General features: G+C 74.5%; 11 protein-coding genes. All 11 read right to left on the bottom strand.

Annotated elements, in window-relative coordinates; translation table 11 throughout:
- Nucleotides 1-5 precede the first annotated feature (5 nt).
- The 11 genes from WMF28_RS07890 to WMF28_RS07840 all read right to left on the bottom strand — a co-directional run bounded on the left by WMF28_RS07890 (nucleotide 6) and on the right by WMF28_RS07840 (nucleotide 18,514).
- A complete protein-coding gene (locus WMF28_RS07890) occupies nucleotides 6-1,307 on the bottom strand; it encodes an efflux RND transporter periplasmic adaptor subunit (protein ID WP_437601489.1) in 1,302 nt (433 codons plus the stop codon).
- Between the two features lie 411 nt (nucleotides 1,308-1,718).
- A complete protein-coding gene (locus tag WMF28_RS07885) occupies nucleotides 1,719-3,317 on the bottom strand; it encodes a glycoside hydrolase family 57 protein (RefSeq protein ID WP_437601488.1) in 1,599 nt (532 codons plus the stop codon).
- A 231-nt stretch (nucleotides 3,318-3,548) separates the two neighbouring features.
- Nucleotides 3,549-4,445: a hydroxymethylbilane synthase gene (gene hemC, locus WMF28_RS07880; protein ID WP_437601487.1), complete on the bottom strand. Its 897-nt coding sequence runs from the start codon at nucleotides 4,443-4,445 to the stop codon at nucleotides 3,549-3,551.
- 4 nt (nucleotides 4,446-4,449) lie between these two features.
- Nucleotides 4,450-6,042 carry a glutamyl-tRNA reductase gene (hemA, locus tag WMF28_RS07875; RefSeq protein ID WP_437601486.1) on the bottom strand — a complete coding sequence of 531 codons (1,593 nt, stop codon included), beginning with the start codon at nucleotides 6,040-6,042 and terminating at the stop codon, nucleotides 4,450-4,452.
- Nucleotides 6,043-6,047: 5 nt separating this feature from the next.
- Nucleotides 6,048-6,959, bottom strand: a complete 912-nt coding sequence (locus WMF28_RS07870) for a cytochrome C assembly family protein (protein WP_437601485.1) — start codon at nucleotides 6,957-6,959, stop codon at nucleotides 6,048-6,050.
- Between the two features lie 212 nt (nucleotides 6,960-7,171).
- Nucleotides 7,172-7,576 (bottom strand): hypothetical protein, encoded by a 405-nt coding sequence (locus WMF28_RS07865; protein ID WP_437601484.1) that lies wholly within the window; start codon nucleotides 7,574-7,576, stop codon nucleotides 7,172-7,174.
- A gap of 82 nt (nucleotides 7,577-7,658) precedes the next feature.
- The gene (gene pssA, locus WMF28_RS07860) at nucleotides 7,659-8,477 is read right to left on the bottom strand and encodes a CDP-diacylglycerol--serine O-phosphatidyltransferase (RefSeq protein ID WP_437601483.1); all 819 of its coding nucleotides are present in this window, start codon (nucleotides 8,475-8,477) and stop codon (nucleotides 7,659-7,661) included.
- A 161-nt stretch (nucleotides 8,478-8,638) separates the two neighbouring features.
- Entirely contained in the window at nucleotides 8,639-12,178 is a 3,540-nt protein-coding gene (locus tag WMF28_RS07855; protein WP_437601482.1) for a hypothetical protein, read from the bottom strand.
- Nucleotides 12,175-13,347 carry a hypothetical protein gene (locus WMF28_RS07850; RefSeq protein ID WP_437601481.1) on the bottom strand — a complete coding sequence of 391 codons (1,173 nt, stop codon included), beginning with the start codon at nucleotides 13,345-13,347 and terminating at the stop codon, nucleotides 12,175-12,177. The genes WMF28_RS07855 and WMF28_RS07850 overlap by 4 nt, the downstream gene beginning before the upstream one ends.
- Before the next feature lie 169 nt (nucleotides 13,348-13,516).
- Nucleotides 13,517-14,311: a hypothetical protein gene (locus WMF28_RS07845; RefSeq protein ID WP_437601480.1), complete on the bottom strand. Its 795-nt coding sequence runs from the start codon at nucleotides 14,309-14,311 to the stop codon at nucleotides 13,517-13,519.
- A 192-nt stretch (nucleotides 14,312-14,503) separates the two neighbouring features.
- On the bottom strand, nucleotides 14,504-18,514 hold the full coding sequence (locus tag WMF28_RS07840; protein WP_437601479.1) for a protein kinase domain-containing protein: 4,011 nt from the start codon (nucleotides 18,512-18,514) through the stop codon (nucleotides 14,504-14,506).
- Nucleotides 18,515-18,540 lie beyond the last annotated feature (26 nt).

Raw genomic sequence — 18,540 nt, 5'->3', positions numbered from 1 at the left:
TCGGCTCACTGCGCCGCCGCGACCTCGATGCCGTCCGCCAGCTCGCCCACCTTGTCGATCGCGACCTCATCCCCCTCGGCGAGCGGACCGATGACCTCGACGAGGTCGTCGATCTTGCGGCCGGTCTTGACCAGCCGCTCCGTCACGCGTTCGCCGGCCCTCACGAACACGCGCGCGCTCGTCCCGGAGGTGCCGACCGCCGACTCGGGCACGAGGAGCGCCGTTCTTGACTCGCCGGTCAGCGCCAGCTGCCCCTGCGCGAAGAGGCCGGGCCGGAGCTTCCCCTCGCTGTTGTCGAACTCGGCCTCGACGGGCAGCGTGCGCGAGGAGGCCCTGAGGCTCGCGCCGATCCGCTTCACGACGCCCGGGAACGTGCGATCGGGGAAGGCGGCGACCGAGACGCTGACCGGCTTGCCGATCTCGATGGACGCGATGTCGCCCTCGGGCACGTCGATCTGGAGCCGCAGCGGGTTGTCGCGGACCACGACCGCCACGACGCGGCCCGGGCTCGCGAACTCGCCGACGCTGATCCGCTTCTCGGCGACGGCGCCGTCGAACGGAGCCCGCACCGTCGTGTCGGACACCGACTTCGAGGCGAGCCCCGCCTGCGCCTGCGCCGACGTGAGCGAAGCGACGGTCGCGCGGATGCCGTTGACCGCGGCCTCGTACTGCGCGGCCGCGTTCTGGGCCTGCGTGCGCGCCGAGTCCCAGGTCGACTGGGCGACGGCGCCCTGATCGAAGAGCTGCTTCACGCGATCCGCCTCGGACTTCGCGAGCTCCATGCTCTGCTTCGCGGCCCGGACCTCCGGCACCTGGTCGGGATCGATCCCCTTCGGCGACGCGCCCTCCGGCAGCGCGAGCCTGGCCCGGGCCTGGGCCACGGCGGCGGAGGCCGCCTGCGACTGGAGCGCGGCGTTGCGCGCGTCGAGCACGACGAGCGGATCGCCCTTCTTGACCCGGGAGCCCACGTCGACCGCGACGCTCACGACGGAGCCGGCGACCTGCGTCGCCACCTCGCTGCGCTCGTCGGCGACGAGGGTGCCGCTGACGTCGAGCGTCTGCGCGAGCGGGCGCGCGGTCACCTTCCCGAAGCGCACGGCGAGCTTCTCGCGGGGCGCGGCGGTGTCGCGCGCCGCCGACGGCTGCGCGTCCGCGTCCGCGCGGCGGCAAGCGGTCAGCGTGGGCAGCGCGAGCGCCGCGAGCAGCGCCGCGACGGCTGCGGCGCGGGAGTGGATCGAGGCGGCGCTACGAGCGCCGAAGGCCCTTCGAGCGATACGGTGCTCGGGTCCGCAAGGAGGATGTGTCATGGGGAGTTCGCCCGGTTCTTTGCCAGCGCCTGCCGGTGCGGTCCAGGAGCAAAGCTGGCGGACATGACAGTAGGGTGCTGACCAGCCGGTCAGCAAGGGGGTGCTCGAGGCAATGTCTCCGTCCCTCTCGCACTTTATGCCGCCATGACCGCGGAAAACGTGCCGCACGCCGTGGTCATGGTTGCGCCGGCCGACGCTCGGCAATGAAACGCCCCGGTGAATCGCCGGTCATCATCCAGAAAGACGGCGCCGAGCGCCGAATGGTGCTGCGCAACGGGGCGGGTGGCCAGCCGCCGCGACAAATTCCGTCACAGAATATTTCAGCACAAGTAGATTCGCTGTTTCCGGGAGCTGTTCAGTCCCTCGCCGCCGGAGATGTCCGGAGACGGGGCGACAGGGAGGGAACGCGCCTCATCGCCACGGGTCGAAGGCGTCCTGGAGCGCGGGGCCCGTGAGCTCGGCGAGGAAAGGGTCGAGCCTGCAGAGCGCGTCGAGCCAGGCGACGTCGGCGGGAGCGGCCGTGGGTTGCTGGGCCAGGCTCGCGAGCCGGCGGGCACGGGCCGCGTGGGCGCGGGCGCGCGCCTCCGCATAGGGAACCATCTCGCCGGCGGACATCATGAACGCCCAGTCGCTCGACTGGAGGAGGAGGAGCTCGCGGATCGCCTGGTCCAGCGCGCGGCCGGATAGGCCGCCCGCGCCACGGCAGCGCGAGAGCGCCCCGAGCACCGCGCGCTCGGCGTGATGGGCGTGCCGCCACAGGGGCGCCGCGCTCGGGCCCGTCCAGAACGCGCCGAACCCGCCTTCGCCCCAGGTCGAGGCGGCGGGCGCGACGACCTCGACGGGCGGGTGGCGCTCGAGGTACGCGCCGAGCGCGATCGGGACGGCGCGATCCGAGGCCGCGAGGCGGCGCAGGGCGTGCTCGAGAAACTCGGGCCCTTCGAGCCACCAGTGGCCGAAGAGCTCGGCGTCGTACGGAGCCACGAGGATGGGCGGGGCCGGCGCGCCGCGGCTCGACGCGAGCGCGGCCTCGCGGCGGGCCACGAACTCCGCGGCGTGGGCGCGCGCCTGCGCGGACGCGCGGGCCGGGTCGTAGGGCGCCTTGTCGGGGCCAGGCCCCGTCACGCGATGGAGCTTGAGGCCGGTCATGAGCCGGGTGCCGCCGGGACCGAGCTCCCCATCGAGCTCGCGCTCGGGGAGGTCGAGCCCGACGTCGCGGTAGAACTCGCGGTAGACCGGGTGGCCCGGGTAGCCGGCGTCGCGCGACCAGACCTCGCGCGCGCTGTCGCGATCGCGCCCGAAGCACGCGACGCCGGCCGGCGAGAGCACGGGGACCGAGGCGCCGGCGGACGGAGGCGGCGCGGCGAGCGTGAGGGCGTGGGCGTCGAGCACGGTGAAGCGGACGCCGGCCGCCGCGAGATCGGCGTCGATGCCGGGCGCGTAAGCGCACTCGGGCAGCCAGAAGCCGCGCGGCTCGGGCGCGCCGGCGAGGGCCGCGAAGGCGCGGCGGCCAAGCCGGAGCTGCGCCCGGATGGACGCCGGCGTGGGGAGCAGGCCGGGCAGGTAGGCGTGCGTCGCGGCGGTGGTGAGGAGCTCGACGCGGCCCGCCCCGGCGTGGCGCACGAGGGCGCCCGGGAGATCGCCGCCCAGCGCGTCCCAGGCGCTCGCCGCGTCAGCGAGCCGCGCGCGGTAGAGCGCGGCGGCCGCCGCGAAGCCGCTCCCGGCGAAGCGGGCCTCGACCCGGGCGGCGAGCGCGGCGAGGCGGCGGAGGTGATCCTCGAACCGGCGAAGGAGGAGCTCGTCGCGCAGCATCGCGAGGAGCGACGGCGAGACGGAGAGGGTCAGCGGGGCGACGACGCGATCGGCCGCGAGGCGATCGAGGACGCCGAGCAAGGGGAGGTAGCACTCCCAGAGCGCCTCGAAGAACCAGCGCTCCTCCAGCGAGCGGGCGTGCTCGGGGTGGCGCACGTACGGCAGGTGGGCGTGGAGGACGAGGGCGACGTAGCCCGGCATGAGCGCTGGGCGGCGGGAGACCGCCGGCAGGCCCGGTCTCGCACGGGCGCGCCGGCGTGGGAAGCGCGGGGCGAACGCTCGCGCGGACGCGGCGGCGCGCGGAGCGCGGGCCGACGGCTCGCCCGGATGCATCGCCAGCCGAGGCGCCGGCGCCCAGGCTTGACCGTTCATCGCGGTGGGGTGCGAGCCCTCGTGATCGACTGCTGGCTCGGCCGCGTCGCGCTGTGCGCCTCAGCCTTGCTTGAGCTCCACCCCGAGATCCTCTCCGAGGCGCGCGGCTTCGCGGGCGTCTCCGGGCCACGCAAGGCGCCGCTCCGCCCGCCGCAGCCGGGAGCCGTCGGGCTCGGCGAGGAACGCCCGCAGCCAGAGCGCGTCGCCGTCCCGCACGGCGTAGGCGGCCACGGGCGTCCGGCAGCTGCCTTCCACGGCCGCCATCACGGCTCGCTCCGCCGTGACGCAGACGGTGGTCTCGCGATCCGCGAGCGCCGCCAGGACGTCGCGCACGCCGGCGTCCTCCGCGCGGCACTCGATGCCGAGCGCCCCCTGGCCGATCGCCGGCAGCGACACCTCGGGCGACAGGACCTCGGTGGCGCGGCCCTCGATGCCGAGCCGCTTCAGGCCGGCGAGCGCCAGCACCACGGCGTCGAACGATCCGTCGAACACCTTGCGGAGGCGGGTGTCGACGTTGCCGCGGACCGGCTCGATCACGAGATCCGGGCGCGCCTCGCGCAGCGCGACCGCCCGGCGGAGGCTCGAGGTGCCGACCCGGGCGCCCGCCGGCAGCTCCGCGAGCGGCGCGCCGCTCCGGGTGACGAGCACGTCGCGAGGATCCTCCCGCGCGGGGATGCAGGCGAGGCAGAGCGCCGGGGCGATCTCGGCGGGGACGTCCTTGATCGAGTGGACCGCGAAATCGGCGCGCCGGTCGAGCAGCGCCTCCTCGAGCTCCTTGATGAACAACCCCTTGCCGCCGATGTCCTGGAGCGAGCGATCCTGCGTCTTGTCGCCCGAGGTCACCACCTCGAGCTCGCGGAGGGTGAGATCGGGCACCGCCGCCTCGAGGGAACGAGCGAAGGCGCGGGACTGGGCGAGGGCGAGCGCCGAGCGGCGCGTGGCGAGGGTGAGCTCCATGGGGTCACGCTCCCTTTAACCCAGCTGCGCGCACGGCCGCGGCTGGATTCGCCACGGCCATGACGCCGGCCTCGGCGGCCTGGGGGCGCGCGCCGGGCTGCCGGGCGTAGAGGCCGTTGTCCTCCGCGGCCAGAGGGCACGGCTCGGCCTGCCGGGGCGATGCGCCGTTGCGAGCGCCGGAGACGGGCGGCGCTGCGCCGCGGGCAGACCGCGGCGTGTGAGGGCTGTCCGCGGCGCCGCGGAGCTCCCCCTCGGCGAGCGCCGCGGCGCCGCAGTCGGCCGGCGCGCCGTCGATGTCGAACAGCTCGCGGAGCGAGTCGACGTGCTCCGCGACGCGGGGATCGCTGGCCATCGCGCGGAGGCGGGTGGTGGGCACGTGGAGCAGCTTGTTCGTGGCGGCGTCGACCATCAGCGCGAGGGCATGGCGCTCGGCCGGGCCGAGGTGACGGAGCTTGCCGGCGAGGCTGCGCTCGACCTCGGCCACGAGGATGGAGCGGGTGCGGGCCCGCAAGCCCACGATCGTGGGCGTCAGGGCGCGCTCGAGCGTCCACGCCTCGAAGGCGTGCGCCTCGTCCGCGACGATCGCCTCGGCCCGCGCCGCCTCGGCGGCGCGCCCCTCGACGGACTGCGCCACGATCTGCGAGAGGTCGTCGACGTCGTAGAGATAGACGTTGTCGAGCTTGTTGACGGCAGGGTCGATGTCGCGCGGGACCGCGATGTCGATGAGGAACAGGCTCCTGCCCCTCCTGGCCTTGCGGGCCCGGCGGACGAGGTCGGGCGAGACCACGTAGCTCGGGCTCGAGGTCGACGAGATCACGATGTCGGCGTCGATGACGGCGCGCTCGAGCTCGGCCCAGGGGCGGGGCTCGCCGCCGACCTCGCGCGCGAGCGCGGCCGCGCGATCCAGGCTCCGGTTGACCACGACGAGGCGGGCGCCGGCGCGGACGAGGAGCTTCGAGGCGGCCTCGGCCATCTCGCCGGCGCCGATGAGCAGCGCCGTGCGGCCGGCGAGCTCCGCGAAGATCTGGCGGGCGAGGTCGATCGCGACGCTGGAGACCGAGACCTGGCCCGCGCCGATCGCCGTCTCGGTGCGCACGCGCTTGCCGACCTTGATCGCCCGGTGGGCCGCGCGGCCGAGCTTGACGCCGAGGGTCCTCGCCCCGCGGGCGATCTCGATGGCCTCCTTCATCTGCCCGAGGATCTGCGGCTCGCCGACGACCATCGAGTCGAGCGAGGCGGCGACGCGGAAGAGGTGGAGGACGGCGTCGCTGCCGACGCGGCCGGCGAGGTGGCTGCGGACGCCATCGCCGCCGAGGCCGACGAGCACCGCCACGGCGGCGCGGAGCGCCTCGTTCTGGAGCGGGAGCTCGTCGCCGGGCGGCGGCGAGGCGCTGCCGGTGCGGGGCAGCGCGGGCGCTCGCTGCCGCGGTGAGGCGTAGACCTCGACGCGGTTGCAGGTGGAGAGCACGAGCGCCTCCCCGATGGCGGGGTGCGCGGTGAGGCGCGCGAGCACCTCGGGGAGCTGGTCCCGCCCGATCGCGAGCCGCTCGCGCACCTCGATGGGCGCGCTTTTGTGGGAGAGCCCGACGAAGATCACCGGCGCTAGCCTCCGAGCCCCGCGGCGGGGCGGACGAGATAGATGATGAGCACCGCCGCGGCGCAGGCGAGCCCCGCGATGGTGCCGTACGCCGCGCGGCGGCCGCGCCAGCCCGCGGCGGCGCGCAGGAGCAGCACGAGCGCGATGAGGAGCCACGTGGCGTAGCCGAAGATGGCGCGCATCACCTCGTCGGTGTTGCCCAGCTCGAGCTGGTGCGCCCAGTACGTCCCCGTGACGATGCCGAGCGTCAGCAAGGGGAAACCGGCGCTCAGGAAGCGGTGGACGGCGCGATCGAGGGTGTCGAGCGGCGGGAGGCTGCCCATGCGCTCGACGTGCCGCTTCCGCTTGAGCCGCTTCTCCTGGACGAGATAGAGCGCGGCGGAGGCGCCGGCGAGGAGGAAGAGGGCGATCCCGAGCAGGTTCGCCATGACGTGGGCCGCGATGAACAGCGGGCTGAGCTTCGGCTCGGGGTGCGGCTTGCCGAGGAAGAAGGTGCCGAGCAGGAAGGCGAGCCCGAGCGGCCCGATGAGGAGGCCGAGCGCGTCGATGCGGAAGCGACGGCGGGCGATGAGATAAACGGCGATCGCGAGGAGCGACGCGACCGAAAGCATGAAGTGAACCGATTGGACCGGGCAGACGCGCGCGACGAAGCTGGCGATCGTGACGTAGGTCGCGTGTCCGAGGGCGCCGAGGCCGAGCAGCAGGGGCGCATGCCGCGAGGTGGGCGCGGCGACGGCAGAGCTCGGCCGCGCGGTGGCGTCGTGGACGTGCCCCGCCGCGCCAAGGAAGCCCGAGAGGTCGCCCGCGGAGGGGAGCCGCGTGCGGCTCCGGGCGACGTCGAAGAAGAACAGGGCGCTGGCGGCACCGTAGAACAGCAGCGCGAGCGCAAAGCTGATCCCGGAGATGACCTCGGGCATGGCCCCCGTTATAGCGTGCCTCACCGGGGATGGCCCGCCGGCCTCGAAGGCGGAGGCGTACTCTCGTCGGAGCCGACCCGATGCGCGGCAGAGCCGGTTCATGCACGGACGGGAGCCCCCGACCGCCGGCGCGCCGCTGCGTCCGGTGCGCCCCGTTCAGGGACATCGATGCGCCGCCGACCGAGGCGCCGATGCGACGTGATGCGGTGTCGCTACATCTCGCTCGTCAGGAACGCGGCGAGGAGCTCTTCGTCGCTCGTCAGGCTGCTGTTCGTCGCGATCGACGCCGTCGCGGCCTTGCGGTGCTCGGCGAACGTGCCCACCGGCGCGCCGACGAACCCCGGGATCACGTCGTAGGCGTTGTCGCCGATGATCATGGACCCCTCGAGGATCTCCGCGCCGAGCTCCCGCAGGAACGCGCGCGTCTTGACCCTGCCGAGGACCTCGTGGATGTCCGCCGAGCCCGTCACCTCGCGGAGGACGCGGATCGCCTCGATGATCTTGTAGCGGCGGCCCTCGGTCTTGATCAGAAGCTCGTCGTTGTTCAGATCGACGCGGTCGCTCGCGATCCAGTCGTCGAGCGCGGCCTGCGGAAAGAACACGCGGTTCTTCATCATCGCGCGCAGTCTACCCAAAAACAGGCCCGAGCGGTTGGACCGCGACGCTGGCGGCAAGGGATGGCCCCGGGCCAGGCACGCGTCAGGCCGGAGGGGGCACCCTGGGCGGAGGCACCGAGTCCCGCGGCAGGCCGCGGAGGCGCGCCGGCAGGTGCCAGAGCGACTCGAAGATCCCGAGCAGCACGTAGAAGCCGAGCAGCCACACGAGCACGAACGCAGGCTGCAGCTGCGTCGAGATCACCGCGCTCGACCCGACCGCGAACGCGACGAAGAGCACCGTCCGGACGTTGAGCCGGAGATCCTTGAACGAGCGGAACCGGATCGTCGAGACCATCAGCAGCGACAGGATCGCCGTTGTCACGAGGATCGCCGAGGCGTAGCGCTCGCCGCCGATCTCGCCGGCGGCCGCGTGGTTCGCCACCACGATCGAGACCAGGATCCCCGCCGCGCCCGGGATCGGCAGGCCGACGATGTACTTCGAGGGCTTCGCGGGCTTGCCCGCGTCGCCCATGGAAAGGACGTTGAAGCGCGCCAGCCGGACCGCGCCGCACGCCGTGAAGATGAACGCCACGAGCAGCCCCGCGAGATCGAAGCGGTGCAGCGTCCACTGGTACACGAGCATCGACGGCGCCACGCCGAACGAAACGATATCGGCCAGCGAGTCGATCTGCAGGCCGAAGGCGCTCTGGGTCTTCGTCATCCGCGCGACACGCCCGTCGAGGGTGTCGAAGAACATCGCGAAGACGATCAGCAGGGCGGCGCGGTAGAAGTCATCCTCCGACTGCGCGGTCGCCGAGCGCCGGATCGAGTCGAAGCCGCAAAATATCGATGAGAGGGTGATCAGGTTCGGAAGCAGGAACAGCGTCTTCCTGAGCTCGAACCGCCGTCGCTTCCGGATCATGCCGCCTCCCTTTCAGGCAGGCCAGGCTATCGCCGCAGAGACCGCCAACGCAAGCGCCGAAGCGCAGACGCGAGCCGCTATAAGGTTACCGCAAGCCAGGATCCGGGATCGTTTCATCGCACCATCGGCTTCGTTTCATTCATCCTTTTTTGGGCGAGCGCTCAGCGCTCGGGGCGCGCCGTGGCCGGCTCGCTCCATACCGCCTCCGGGACCTTCGCGCCTGGATCGAAGCGGCAGGCCATCGGGCGGAGCTCGACGGCCGTACCGCTCGCGCCCGACGAGCTCGCCGCGGCCCGGAACAGCCACGACTGCGCGAGATCGCCGGGGAGGATCGCGGACAGGGGAGCCCGCCCGATCGCCCGCGCGTCCCAGCCGGCGACGCACGGCGCGGCCGGCGCGCCGTGGAGCACCGTGGAGGCGGTCAGGAGCACCATCACCTCGGGCGCGCCGGAGGGGCCAGCGGCGTCGGTGACGACGACGGGGTGGCGCGTGCCCGGGAACAGGGCGTCGCTGCCGAGGAAAAGCGGCGCCTCGTGGCGCGCGGTCGCCGCGCGATCGGCGGCGGAGCACGGGCGCGGCACGTCGCCGAGATCGAACGGCGTCGGCAACGGCTGCGCAGGGCCGAGCGTTCCGTCTCCGCGGAAGGGCTGGAAGACAGCCCAGGCGATCGCATGCCCTGGATCGGCGACCAGCGTCGTGACGCCGATCGACTTGCCAGCATAGGTCCAGTCGGTGTGCACGACCCGATCGCGGCCCGCGGGAGGCGCGACGGTCACGGCGTCGATCGCCCACGCGGCGCCTGGACCCGGTGAGGTGGACGCGCCGGCAGAGGGCGCCGGGGCCGGGCGGTGAGCGAGCAGCATCCCCGTCACCGGGCCGCTCGACGCCTGCCGGACCATCCCCACGCCGACGGGCCGGCCGTCCGCGAAGACGGCGTCGGCACGCACGTCGAGGCTGCCGTGGAGGCCCGACGCGGGCCAGGACGGGAAGTCGAAGCGCTGGAGCTTGCCGGACCGCTCGTAGAAGAACGTGAGCGCCGAGTGCGCGCTGCCGGAGTGCGGGCGGACGAAGAGCCCGCCCAGCGAGACCGACAGGAGCGCGGGATCGAAGAAATCCTCGGGAGGCGGCGCGGGCGCGCGGCGCGGGGCCGCGCCTCGAGGGCCGGGCTGAGGGCGCGCGCCCGTCTGCGGCTGGCGCGCGGCGTCCGGAGCGACCTTCACGTCGCCGAGCTCGAACGGGCCGGCGTCGGGGATCACGCCGCGACCCGAGGTGCCGTCCATCCAGTTCTCCCAGGCGACCTCGACGTTGCGCATCGGCGCGCCGGGCTTCGCCGCGCCGCCGGGGATCCGCACGCGCGCCGCGGCGTAGCCCTCCATCTGCAGGGTGAGGTTGGTCGCCACCCGCGCTCGCCCGGCCCCCGCCGGCACCGCGGGGAACAGCGGTCGCGTGATGACGCGCGCCTCGCCGGCGCCGGACTCGGGGAGCACCGCGGAGACGACGTCGATGGCGCCGCTCGGGGCGCGCGTGAGCAACGACCAGACCGACCGGCCGCGCAGGAGCTCGTCGCCGTCGGGCAGGCCGAGGCCGCTCGAGTCGACGTGGTCGATGCGCGTCCACTTCGAGGACGGCAGCGTCTCGCAGACGATGGGCGCGCGCACGGCAGGCTGGGCAGGCTGGGCGCGCGGCGCAGGCTCAGGCGCGCGCGGCCGCGCGCCCTCGGCCTGGCCGCCCCAGCCGACGCGGGTCGCGACGTCGCCGAAGAGGCAGCCGCTCGCGCCGCAGGCGATCGGGGCCTGGGAGAGCTCGCGCGAGAGCGCAGGAATCTCCGGGAGCTCCGCCCAGGTCATGCCGCCGTCGAGCGACTCCCAGAGCGCCGCGACGTCCTCGCCGCCAGCGCGCGACGACCGCGCCGCCAGCGCGACCACGCGCCGCCCGAAGCCGGCGAGCGCCGCGGCCTCCGTCGGCGTGGCCGCCACCGTGAGCACCCGGCCGTCGTCGTCGGCGGTCAGGTACGTGAGCGAGCCGCGCTCCGAGAGCAGCAAGCCGACGGTACCGTCGTCCGCGGGGCGCAGCGTGCTCTCCTCGACGATCTCGAGCCCCTCGGGCGACGGGCGGTCGCCCGGCCCGCCCTCGGCGTCCTCCTCCTCGTCCTCGGCGCCATCTCCCCGGGGCGCCGGCGACGCCGCGGCGGTCGTGTCGAGCGAGCGCGGCGCGAAGGTCTCGCCGCCGTCGTGCGAGACGAACAGCGCGAGGCGATCGTCCTTGCCGCGGTAACCGAGGAAGTAGGCGGAGCGCCCGTCCGCCGAGAACGCGGGCAGCACGGCGGGGGTGCCGAGCGTGGGGGCCGCCGCGAGGGCCACCGCGTCGCGCTCGTCGCCGGCGCCCTCGCGGGTCAGGAGCAGCGGCGCGGTCGGCTTGCAGCTGTCCGCGCCGTCGCTCGGCTTGCAGACGCCGGTCAGGAGCGCCGCGCCCTCGGGCGCCACGGCGACGCCGACCAGGTCGATGTCGGGCGTCTCCAGCGTGGCGGCCGGCGACCACGCGCCGCCGCCGTCCTCGCTGCGGAGCACCCGCGCCACGATGCGGTCGCCGTCCGGCTCGGAGCACACCGCGACGATGCGCCGGCCGCTCGCGCCGAGCTTGATGCTCCCGCACTCGCCCGTACCCGGCAGGGGCGCTTCCTTGAGCGGGCCGTCGATGGGGCCGCTCGCGAGGAGCCACGGCGCGCCGGCGTCGTCCGGGCGCACCGCCTCGACGTAGCGGTCGCCGGTGATCGCCGCCCGCCCGAACCCCACCGACGAGGCGGACGGGGCGCGCGGGGCCGCGATGGCGAGCTCGACGTCGGCGCGCGGGAGCGTCGCCGCGCTGCGCGAGAACGCCGGCGCCCGCCGCGGGTCCCAGGTCGCCGACGCGAGGAGCCCCTCGGCGAGGAGCTCGCCGCCGAGGACGCCGACCCGCGAGAGGCCCATCGTCGGGAGCGGCGCGCGCGCCCAGGTGGCCCCGCCGTCCTCGCTCGCGAAGAGCGCCTCGGGCAGCGCCAGCGCGAGCGCGCGGCCGCCGTCGGCCATGGCGACGCCGAAGGCGCGCGGCAGAGCCCCGGTCTGCGCCGCGGCGCCGTCGAGCAGGACCGGCTTCCACCCGAGCTCCTCGCGCCACCGGAGCACGCCGCCGCCCCGGGTCACCCCGATCAGCGAGCCGCCGGCGCCCGCGAGCTGCGCGAGCGGCTCCGGCGGCGACAGCGCACGCGTGAACTGGCCGAGCGGCGAGGAGGCCTCGTAGATCGCCCCGCTCGCGCCGACGAACACCCAGGAGGCCGGCGAGCGCCGCACGATGGCGGTGAGCTCCTCGGGCGCGGGCGAGGCGCTGGTCCTGCCCTGCCCCGCGCAGCGGCCGGGCTGCGCGCCGGCGCCCGGCGGCGGCACGGACGCGCGGGGATCGGGCGTCACCGTCCAGCGCTGGCCGCCCTGGGCCACGACGACGCAGCCGGAGCCGGCGAACGGCGCCCACGCGACCGCGGCCTCGGGCGGCGCCGGGTGATAGCTCCAGCGCGCCGGCGAGGCGTAGGCCGCGCCCGCGATGTCCGCCGAGGGGGGGGCGGCCGCGGCGGGGCGGGCCGGCTGCGCGGGGGCGCTGGAGCAGCCCGCGAGCGCGCACGCCGACGCCAGGGCGATCGGCGCGCGGGTCCGCGACGGCGGCGCGGTCATTCGACCCAGCGGGCCGCGAACAGGTTGGTCTCGCCGGGCTTCGCGCCGTACCGGTTCGAGGCGAAGACGACGTGCTCGCCGGTCGGCGAGAACATCGGGAAGCTGTCGAAGCCGTCGTAGAACGTCACGCGCTCGACGGGCGGCACGCCGTCCGGCCCCGGGGGCGCCTCGGAGTCGACAAGGTAGAGGTCGAAGTTCGGGATGCCCCGGGCGCCCAGCGGGGTGCTGAAATCCGAGGCGAAGAGGAGCCGCCGCGAGTCCGGCAGGAAGTAGGGCGCGAAGTTGGCGCGGCCGTTCCTCGTCACCGCGCGCGGGTTCTGCCCGTCGGCGCTCGCGACGAAGATCTCGAGCGCGCTGGGGCGCACGAGCCCCTTGGCGAGCAGCGCGCGGTAGTCGTCGAGCGCCGCGCCGGTCGGGCGGCTCGCCCGCCAGAGCAGCTTTGTCGAATCGGGCGAGAAGAAGGCGCCGCCGTCGTAGCCAGGCGTGCTCGTGATGCGCTGGACATCGGAGCCGTCGAGCTTCGCGGTGTAGAGCTCGATGTCCCCGTCGCGCGTGCTCGTGAACACGAGGCGCGAGCCGTCGAACGCGACGGTCGCCTCGGCGTCATAGCCCTTGCCCTGGATGAGGGGGCGGAGATCCGAGCCGTCGGCGTTCGCGGTGTAGATGTCGAACTCGTCGAGCGGCCACACGTACCCCTGCGAGTGGTCGGGCTTCGGCGGGCACGCCTCGCCGGCGGCGTGCGTCGAGGCGAAGAGGACGCGCGGCTGCGCCGGGGCCGGGGGCGCCGGGAAGAGGAAATAGCCGCAGGTCGTCTTGCCCTGGCCGTTCGAGACCCGGCGGATCTCGCCGCTCTCCAGGTCGATGATATACTGCTGATCGCACTTGTTGCCGTCGCGGGTCGACTGGAAAATGAGCTTCCTGCCGTCGGGCGACCAGTAGGCCTCGGCGTTCTCACCGCCGAAGGTGAGCTGCCGGAGGTCGGCGAGGTGCTTCTCGCGCGGGTCGGCGGCGACGCTCTTGCCGGCGCGGATGCGGAACGGGAGCCACTCGGGCTTCGCCGTGGTCGTCGCCTCGGGGATCTGGCCGAGGGGCTCCTTGGGCCGGGGTTCCGGGGAGGCGCAGGCGGCGAGGAGCAGACAGGCGAGCAGGGCGGGCGGCCTTCGGTTCATGACGGCGCGACTCTAGTACGAAAGCGGGGAGCCGTCGCGGGAGAGACGCCCGCCGCAAAGGGGCCGGGCCGAGGCCGGAGAGAGACGACGATGCCCGTGGATCACGGCGTGAATGCCGCGCTGGCCAGGCCTCGTCCTCGTTCAGGCGGTCAGGGACCGGCGCGCGCAGCTACTGCCGGTAGATCGTCACCGTCGTCGGCATCTTGTGGCCCCCGCCGGCGCAGTTCCGAAAGCTGCCGTCCGACGCCGGCGAGCCGCAATGCGCGTCGCACCCGCCGAGGACGTCGACGACGCAGCCCTGCGTGTCCACGCCCGTCCCGCCGCACACGCGGCGGATGAGCGTCGCCCCGGGCGACCTGCACGCGAACCGGAGCTGCTCCGGCGCGAAGAGATCGCCGAAGTAGGCCCCCTCCCGGTGAGGGAAGGACTCCCGCTCGGCGGGATCCGCGTCAAGGGCCTTGTTCTGGCCACGCATCGAGATGGGGAGGCTCTCCCCGAGGTGGTTGACCCTGGCCAGCATGCAGGCCGACACCCAGCCCTGACATCGTGCGTTGCAGTGCCCGTCCGCCCTGCCCCACTCGGGCGAAAGGCCGACGTCCCCGTCGAACACGTGAGTCTCGCCGTCCAGCGAGACCTCCACGGACTGCCCCGCAGGGAGCGCGCAACCCGCCACATAGGTCAGGAACTCGCGGGCCAGGGGATCCCGGAGCGCGCTCATGACATCCGTGCTGCGCGCGATCGCGGCGCTCGTCAGCGGGTTGCCCGTGAGCGCCCCCGTAGCGAGCCTGTCCGTCGTGAGCGCGCTCGCCGTGAGCGCGTTATTCGTGAACGCGTTCCGCGTGAACACCGCTTGCGCCGCCGTCTCGCTGTCCTCCTCGACAGGATCGGCGTCATGGATACAGGCCGGCAAGCAGGCACTCACCAGGCCCAGGAACGAGATCGCGAGTACGATACGATTTCGCATAGCCCCCTCAACATCAATGAAACACGAATCAGGAATTTCCTCAACGCGTTTTCAGGAGAAAACTTAAAATTCTGCGCCTGCGGTGAGCTCGCGAAAACAGCGAGAGAGCGGTCGATCTGGCGTGCTCGTAGGCGACGCGCGGACTCCGGGAGAGCCGATGGCAGGGAGTCCTACGTACGGCGGATCGCAACGTCACGAAGCATCGCTGTCGCCGAGCCACCGCGCCGCGAGCGCGAGCGTCTCGTCGTTGTCGAGCGACGAGAGAAACTGAGCCCGGTAGCAAGGATTCGAGATCTGCCCCGCGCGGGAGAGCACGCTGTGGCGCGCCCGCGCGATCGCGGCGCTCGCTTCATCGTGCCTGCCGCTCGCGAAGAGGGCCTCGGCCCGGACGAGCCGGATCAGCGACTCTCCCTCCTCGACCGCGCCGAGCGACTCCAGGAGGGAGAGCGCCTCGCCGGACAGCGCGAGCGCCTCGTCGGCGCGGCCCCTCCGGAGCAGCACGCGCGCGGAGAGGGCCCACGCCGCGGCGCGCAGCGGCGGCGCGCTCTGCAGGAGCTCCGCGGCCGCGCGAGCCTCGGCCTCCGCGGCGGCGAGGTCGCCGCCGAGCAGCGCCGCCTTCGCCAGGTAGGCGCGGGCGACCCCCTCGGCCCGCGGATCGCCCAGCCGCTGGAACGTCGCGATCGCCTCCGCCTCGACCCGCCGCGCCTCGTCGAGATCGCCGCGGGCGATCATCACGTTGCCGAGGTTGCTGCGGGCGAACGCGGCCAGATCCGTGAGCTCCATCTGCTCCGCGGCGCGCAGCGCGGCGCGCAGCGCGACCTCGGCCCCCTCGTAATCGCCGAGCTCCATGGTGATGGCGCCCAGGTTCACCCGCAGCGAGCAGGCGTTGCGCCGGTCGCCGCTCCGCTCGAACACCGCGAGCGCCGCCTCGATGCCCTCCAGGCACGCCCCGGGGTCGCCGGAGGTCATCGCGCGGATGGCGCGCGCCTCGTAGAGCCTGGCGAGCACCTCGACGTCGAGCGCTCGGCCCTCCCCCTCGCTGCGCTCGAGCGCGGCGATGATCCCGTCCGCGGCGGCGTAGCGGCCGCCGAAGACGAGCCAGAGGGCCCCCTCGACGAGCGAGATGTCCCGCCGGGTCAGCGCGCCCTCGCGGGGCGACGCGCCCCGCGCCGTCGCCACCCAGGACTCGACGCGATCGAGGGCCCCCTGCTTGCCGGCGGACATCACCACGTCGGTCACGGCGGAGTACCAGGACGGCGAGCCCGGCTCGAACAGCGCGATCGCCTCGAGCGCGCGCTGCTCGGCCAGGGCGAAATCGCCGCGCCACACGCGGGCCTCCGACTCGACAAGGAGCAGCCCGCCCGCCTCCGCCCCGGCGGCGCCGCACGCGCGGCCGCGCTCGGCGTGGCGGATCGCGGCGAGGAGGTCGTTGCCGCGCAGGGCCTGCTCCGCCGCGCGCCGGTACCACGCCGCCGCTCGCCCCGGCTCGGCGCCGCGCTCGAAGTGCTCCGCGAGCTCCGCCGCGTCGCCCTTCCCCTCCCCTTCCAGCCACTCGCCCGCCAGCCGGTGGCCGAGCTGCCGGTCGTAGTCGGTCAGCGCCCCGTACGCCGCCTCGCGCACGAGGCCGTGCCGGAAGCTGTGCTCGGGCTCGGTCGTGCCCGCCTCGCCGACATCGAGCGCCGCGGCCTCGCCCGCCGGCGACGCGCCGCGCTCGGGCCCGTCGCCGAGCACCGCGCGCGGCGGGGAGGAAGAGCCGGCGGAGAAGAGGCCCTCGCCGCGCGCGCCGCCCCGACCCGGCTGCCGCCTCGGGACGATCACCTCGCGCTCGACGAGCTCGGCGAGCCGGTCCGCCACCTCGGCGTCGGCGCCGCCAAGCAGCGCGGCCACGCCGGCGGGCCGGAAGCTCTGGCCGAAGACGCTCGCCGCCCTGAGCACTCGCCGCGCCTCGGGGTCGAGCGCCTCGAGCCGCGCCTGCACCATCGCCAGCACCGTCTCCGGCAGCGCGGCGCCTCGCCCCTCGGCCGCGGCGCGGATCTGCTCTTCCAGGAAGAAGGCGTTGCCGTCGGCGCGCTCGACAAGCGTGGCGACGACCTCGTCGGTGACCGCGTTGCCGAGCGCCTGGCGCGCGAGCCGCTCGCTGGCGCGGCGCGAGAGCCCCGTGAGCTCGATCTCCTGCACGCCGCGGCCGGCCCACAGCTTCGGGAACATCTCGCGCACCTCGGGCCGGCCGAGCGCCAGCACCATGAACGGCGCGTCGCGCAGGTTGCGGAGGGCGCTGTTGATCATGGTCACCGTGGGCAGGTCGCCCCAGTGCAGGTCCTCGAGCACGAGCAGCACCGGCTGCGTCGCGCACTCGGCGCGCAGGAACTCCTCCCAGGCGAGGTGCAGCTGATCGCCCATGAGCACGGAGCTGCGGCGCGCCACCCGGAGCGCCTCGCTCTCCTCGTCCGGGAAGGGCGCGCCCACGAGCTCGCCGAGGAACGGCGCGAGGCGGGCGCCGTGCGCGCCGTGGCCACCGACGCGCTCGCGGATCTTGCGCTGCACCGCCGCGGCCGGCGCGCCGTCGGCGACGCCGAGCGCGCGCCGGAGCACCTGCGCCAGGAGGCCGAAGGCGGCCCCGGCGCTCATCGGATCGCCGCGCGCGATCCACACCTCCATCGGCTCGCCCCGCGACCGGAGGCGCCGGAGCAGCTCGGTGCGCAGGCGCGATTTGCCCAGGCCGGCGGGGGCCGTGACCAGCACCGCGGACGGGGTCTGCTCCTCGATGCACTGGACGAAGGTCGCCTCCAGGAGGGACAGCTCGCGGTCGCGGCCCACGCACGGCGTCGGCTTGCCGAGCAGGCGCGGCACGACCTCGAGGTCGTCGCGCTCGCCGCGCAGGAGGTGGCCGGCGTGATCCGATCCGAGATCGAACCGCGCGCCGAGCAGGGCGGCCGTGACCTCGTCGATGCGGACGACGCCGGGCCGCGCCGCGTCGCCGGCGAGGAGCGCGGCGGCCTGATCGATGAGGTTGCCGATGGGGGAGCGGGCGGTGAGCTCGGTGCGCCCCGAGACCAGCGCGACCGGCGCGCCGCCGAGCAGCACCTGCATCGCGAGCGCGCACCGCGCCCCCCGGGCGGCGAGATCGGTCGGCGCGACGGCGCCGGACAGCACGACGACGGGGGAGCGCGACTCGATGATCTCGAGGCGGCCCTGGTGGCGCTCGGCCAGGGCGCTGAGCGCGCGCACCCGGAGCGCGTCCTCGCCCTCGGACCGGGTCGCGTCGCTGTCGAGCGCGCCGTCGCGGGCGAGGAGGAGGCAGATCATCCGTCGCTCGCCGGTCGTGAGCTCGGGGGCGGGGCCGCCGATCGGCGAGGGGAGGCCGCGCCGCGAGCCGGGCGCGACATCGCCGACCGACGCGAGCTCGGCGGCCACGGCCGCGCCGTCGCGCGGGCGGTCGCGCGGGGCCTTGGCGAGCATGCGGGTGACGAGGTCGTCGAGCGCCGCGGGCACCTCGCCGCGGAGCTCCCGGAGCCGCGGAGGATCCTCGAGGAGGACCTTCACGAGCACGGAGAGGCCGTCGTTGCCGACGAACGGGGGCCGGCCGGTGAGACAGCGGTAGAGGACGCAGCCGAGGGCAAAGACGTCGGCGCGGGCGTCGATGGTGGGCTCGCCGCGCGCCTGCTCGGGGGCCATGTAGCCGGGGGTGCCGAGCATCACGCCCGGCATGGTGAGCTCCTGGCTCGCCTCCGCGACGCGCGCGACGCCGAAATCGAGCAGGGTGACCTCGTCGACGGAGCCGCCGACGAGCAGGAGGTTGCTCGGCTTGAGGTCGCGGTGGACGATGCCGAGCCGGTGGAGGGCGCCGAGCGTGGCGGCGACGCGCGCGCCGAGCGCGAGGCTCTCTGTCACGGTGAGCGGCTCGCGGAGGAAGCGCTCGGCGAGCGTCTCACCGGCGAGCCACTGCATGGCAAGGAAGAGGTCACCGCCCTCGGTCGTGCCGTGGGCGACGTACCCGACGATCCCGGGGTGACGGAGCGTGGCGAGCGCCTGGGCTTCCCGGACGAAGCGGTGCGTCTCCTGAGGGCCCTTGCGCTGGAGGATCTTCACGGCGACCGGCGAGCCGGTGAGCCGGTCGCGGGCGCGGAAGACCTGCGCCATGCCGCCGGCGGTCGCGTGGCCCTCGATCTCGAAGCGGTTGCCGACGACGTCACCTGCGCGCATCAGCGGTACCCCCGCGGCGGCTCCGG

The organism is Sorangium sp. So ce590, from assembly GCF_051521365.1.
In the GTDB taxonomy this organism is placed as follows: Bacteria; Myxococcota_A; Polyangia; order Polyangiales; family Polyangiaceae; genus Sorangium.
The sequence above is the reverse complement of the archived record's forward strand: the minus strand, read 5'-3'. Positions and strand labels throughout refer to the sequence as shown.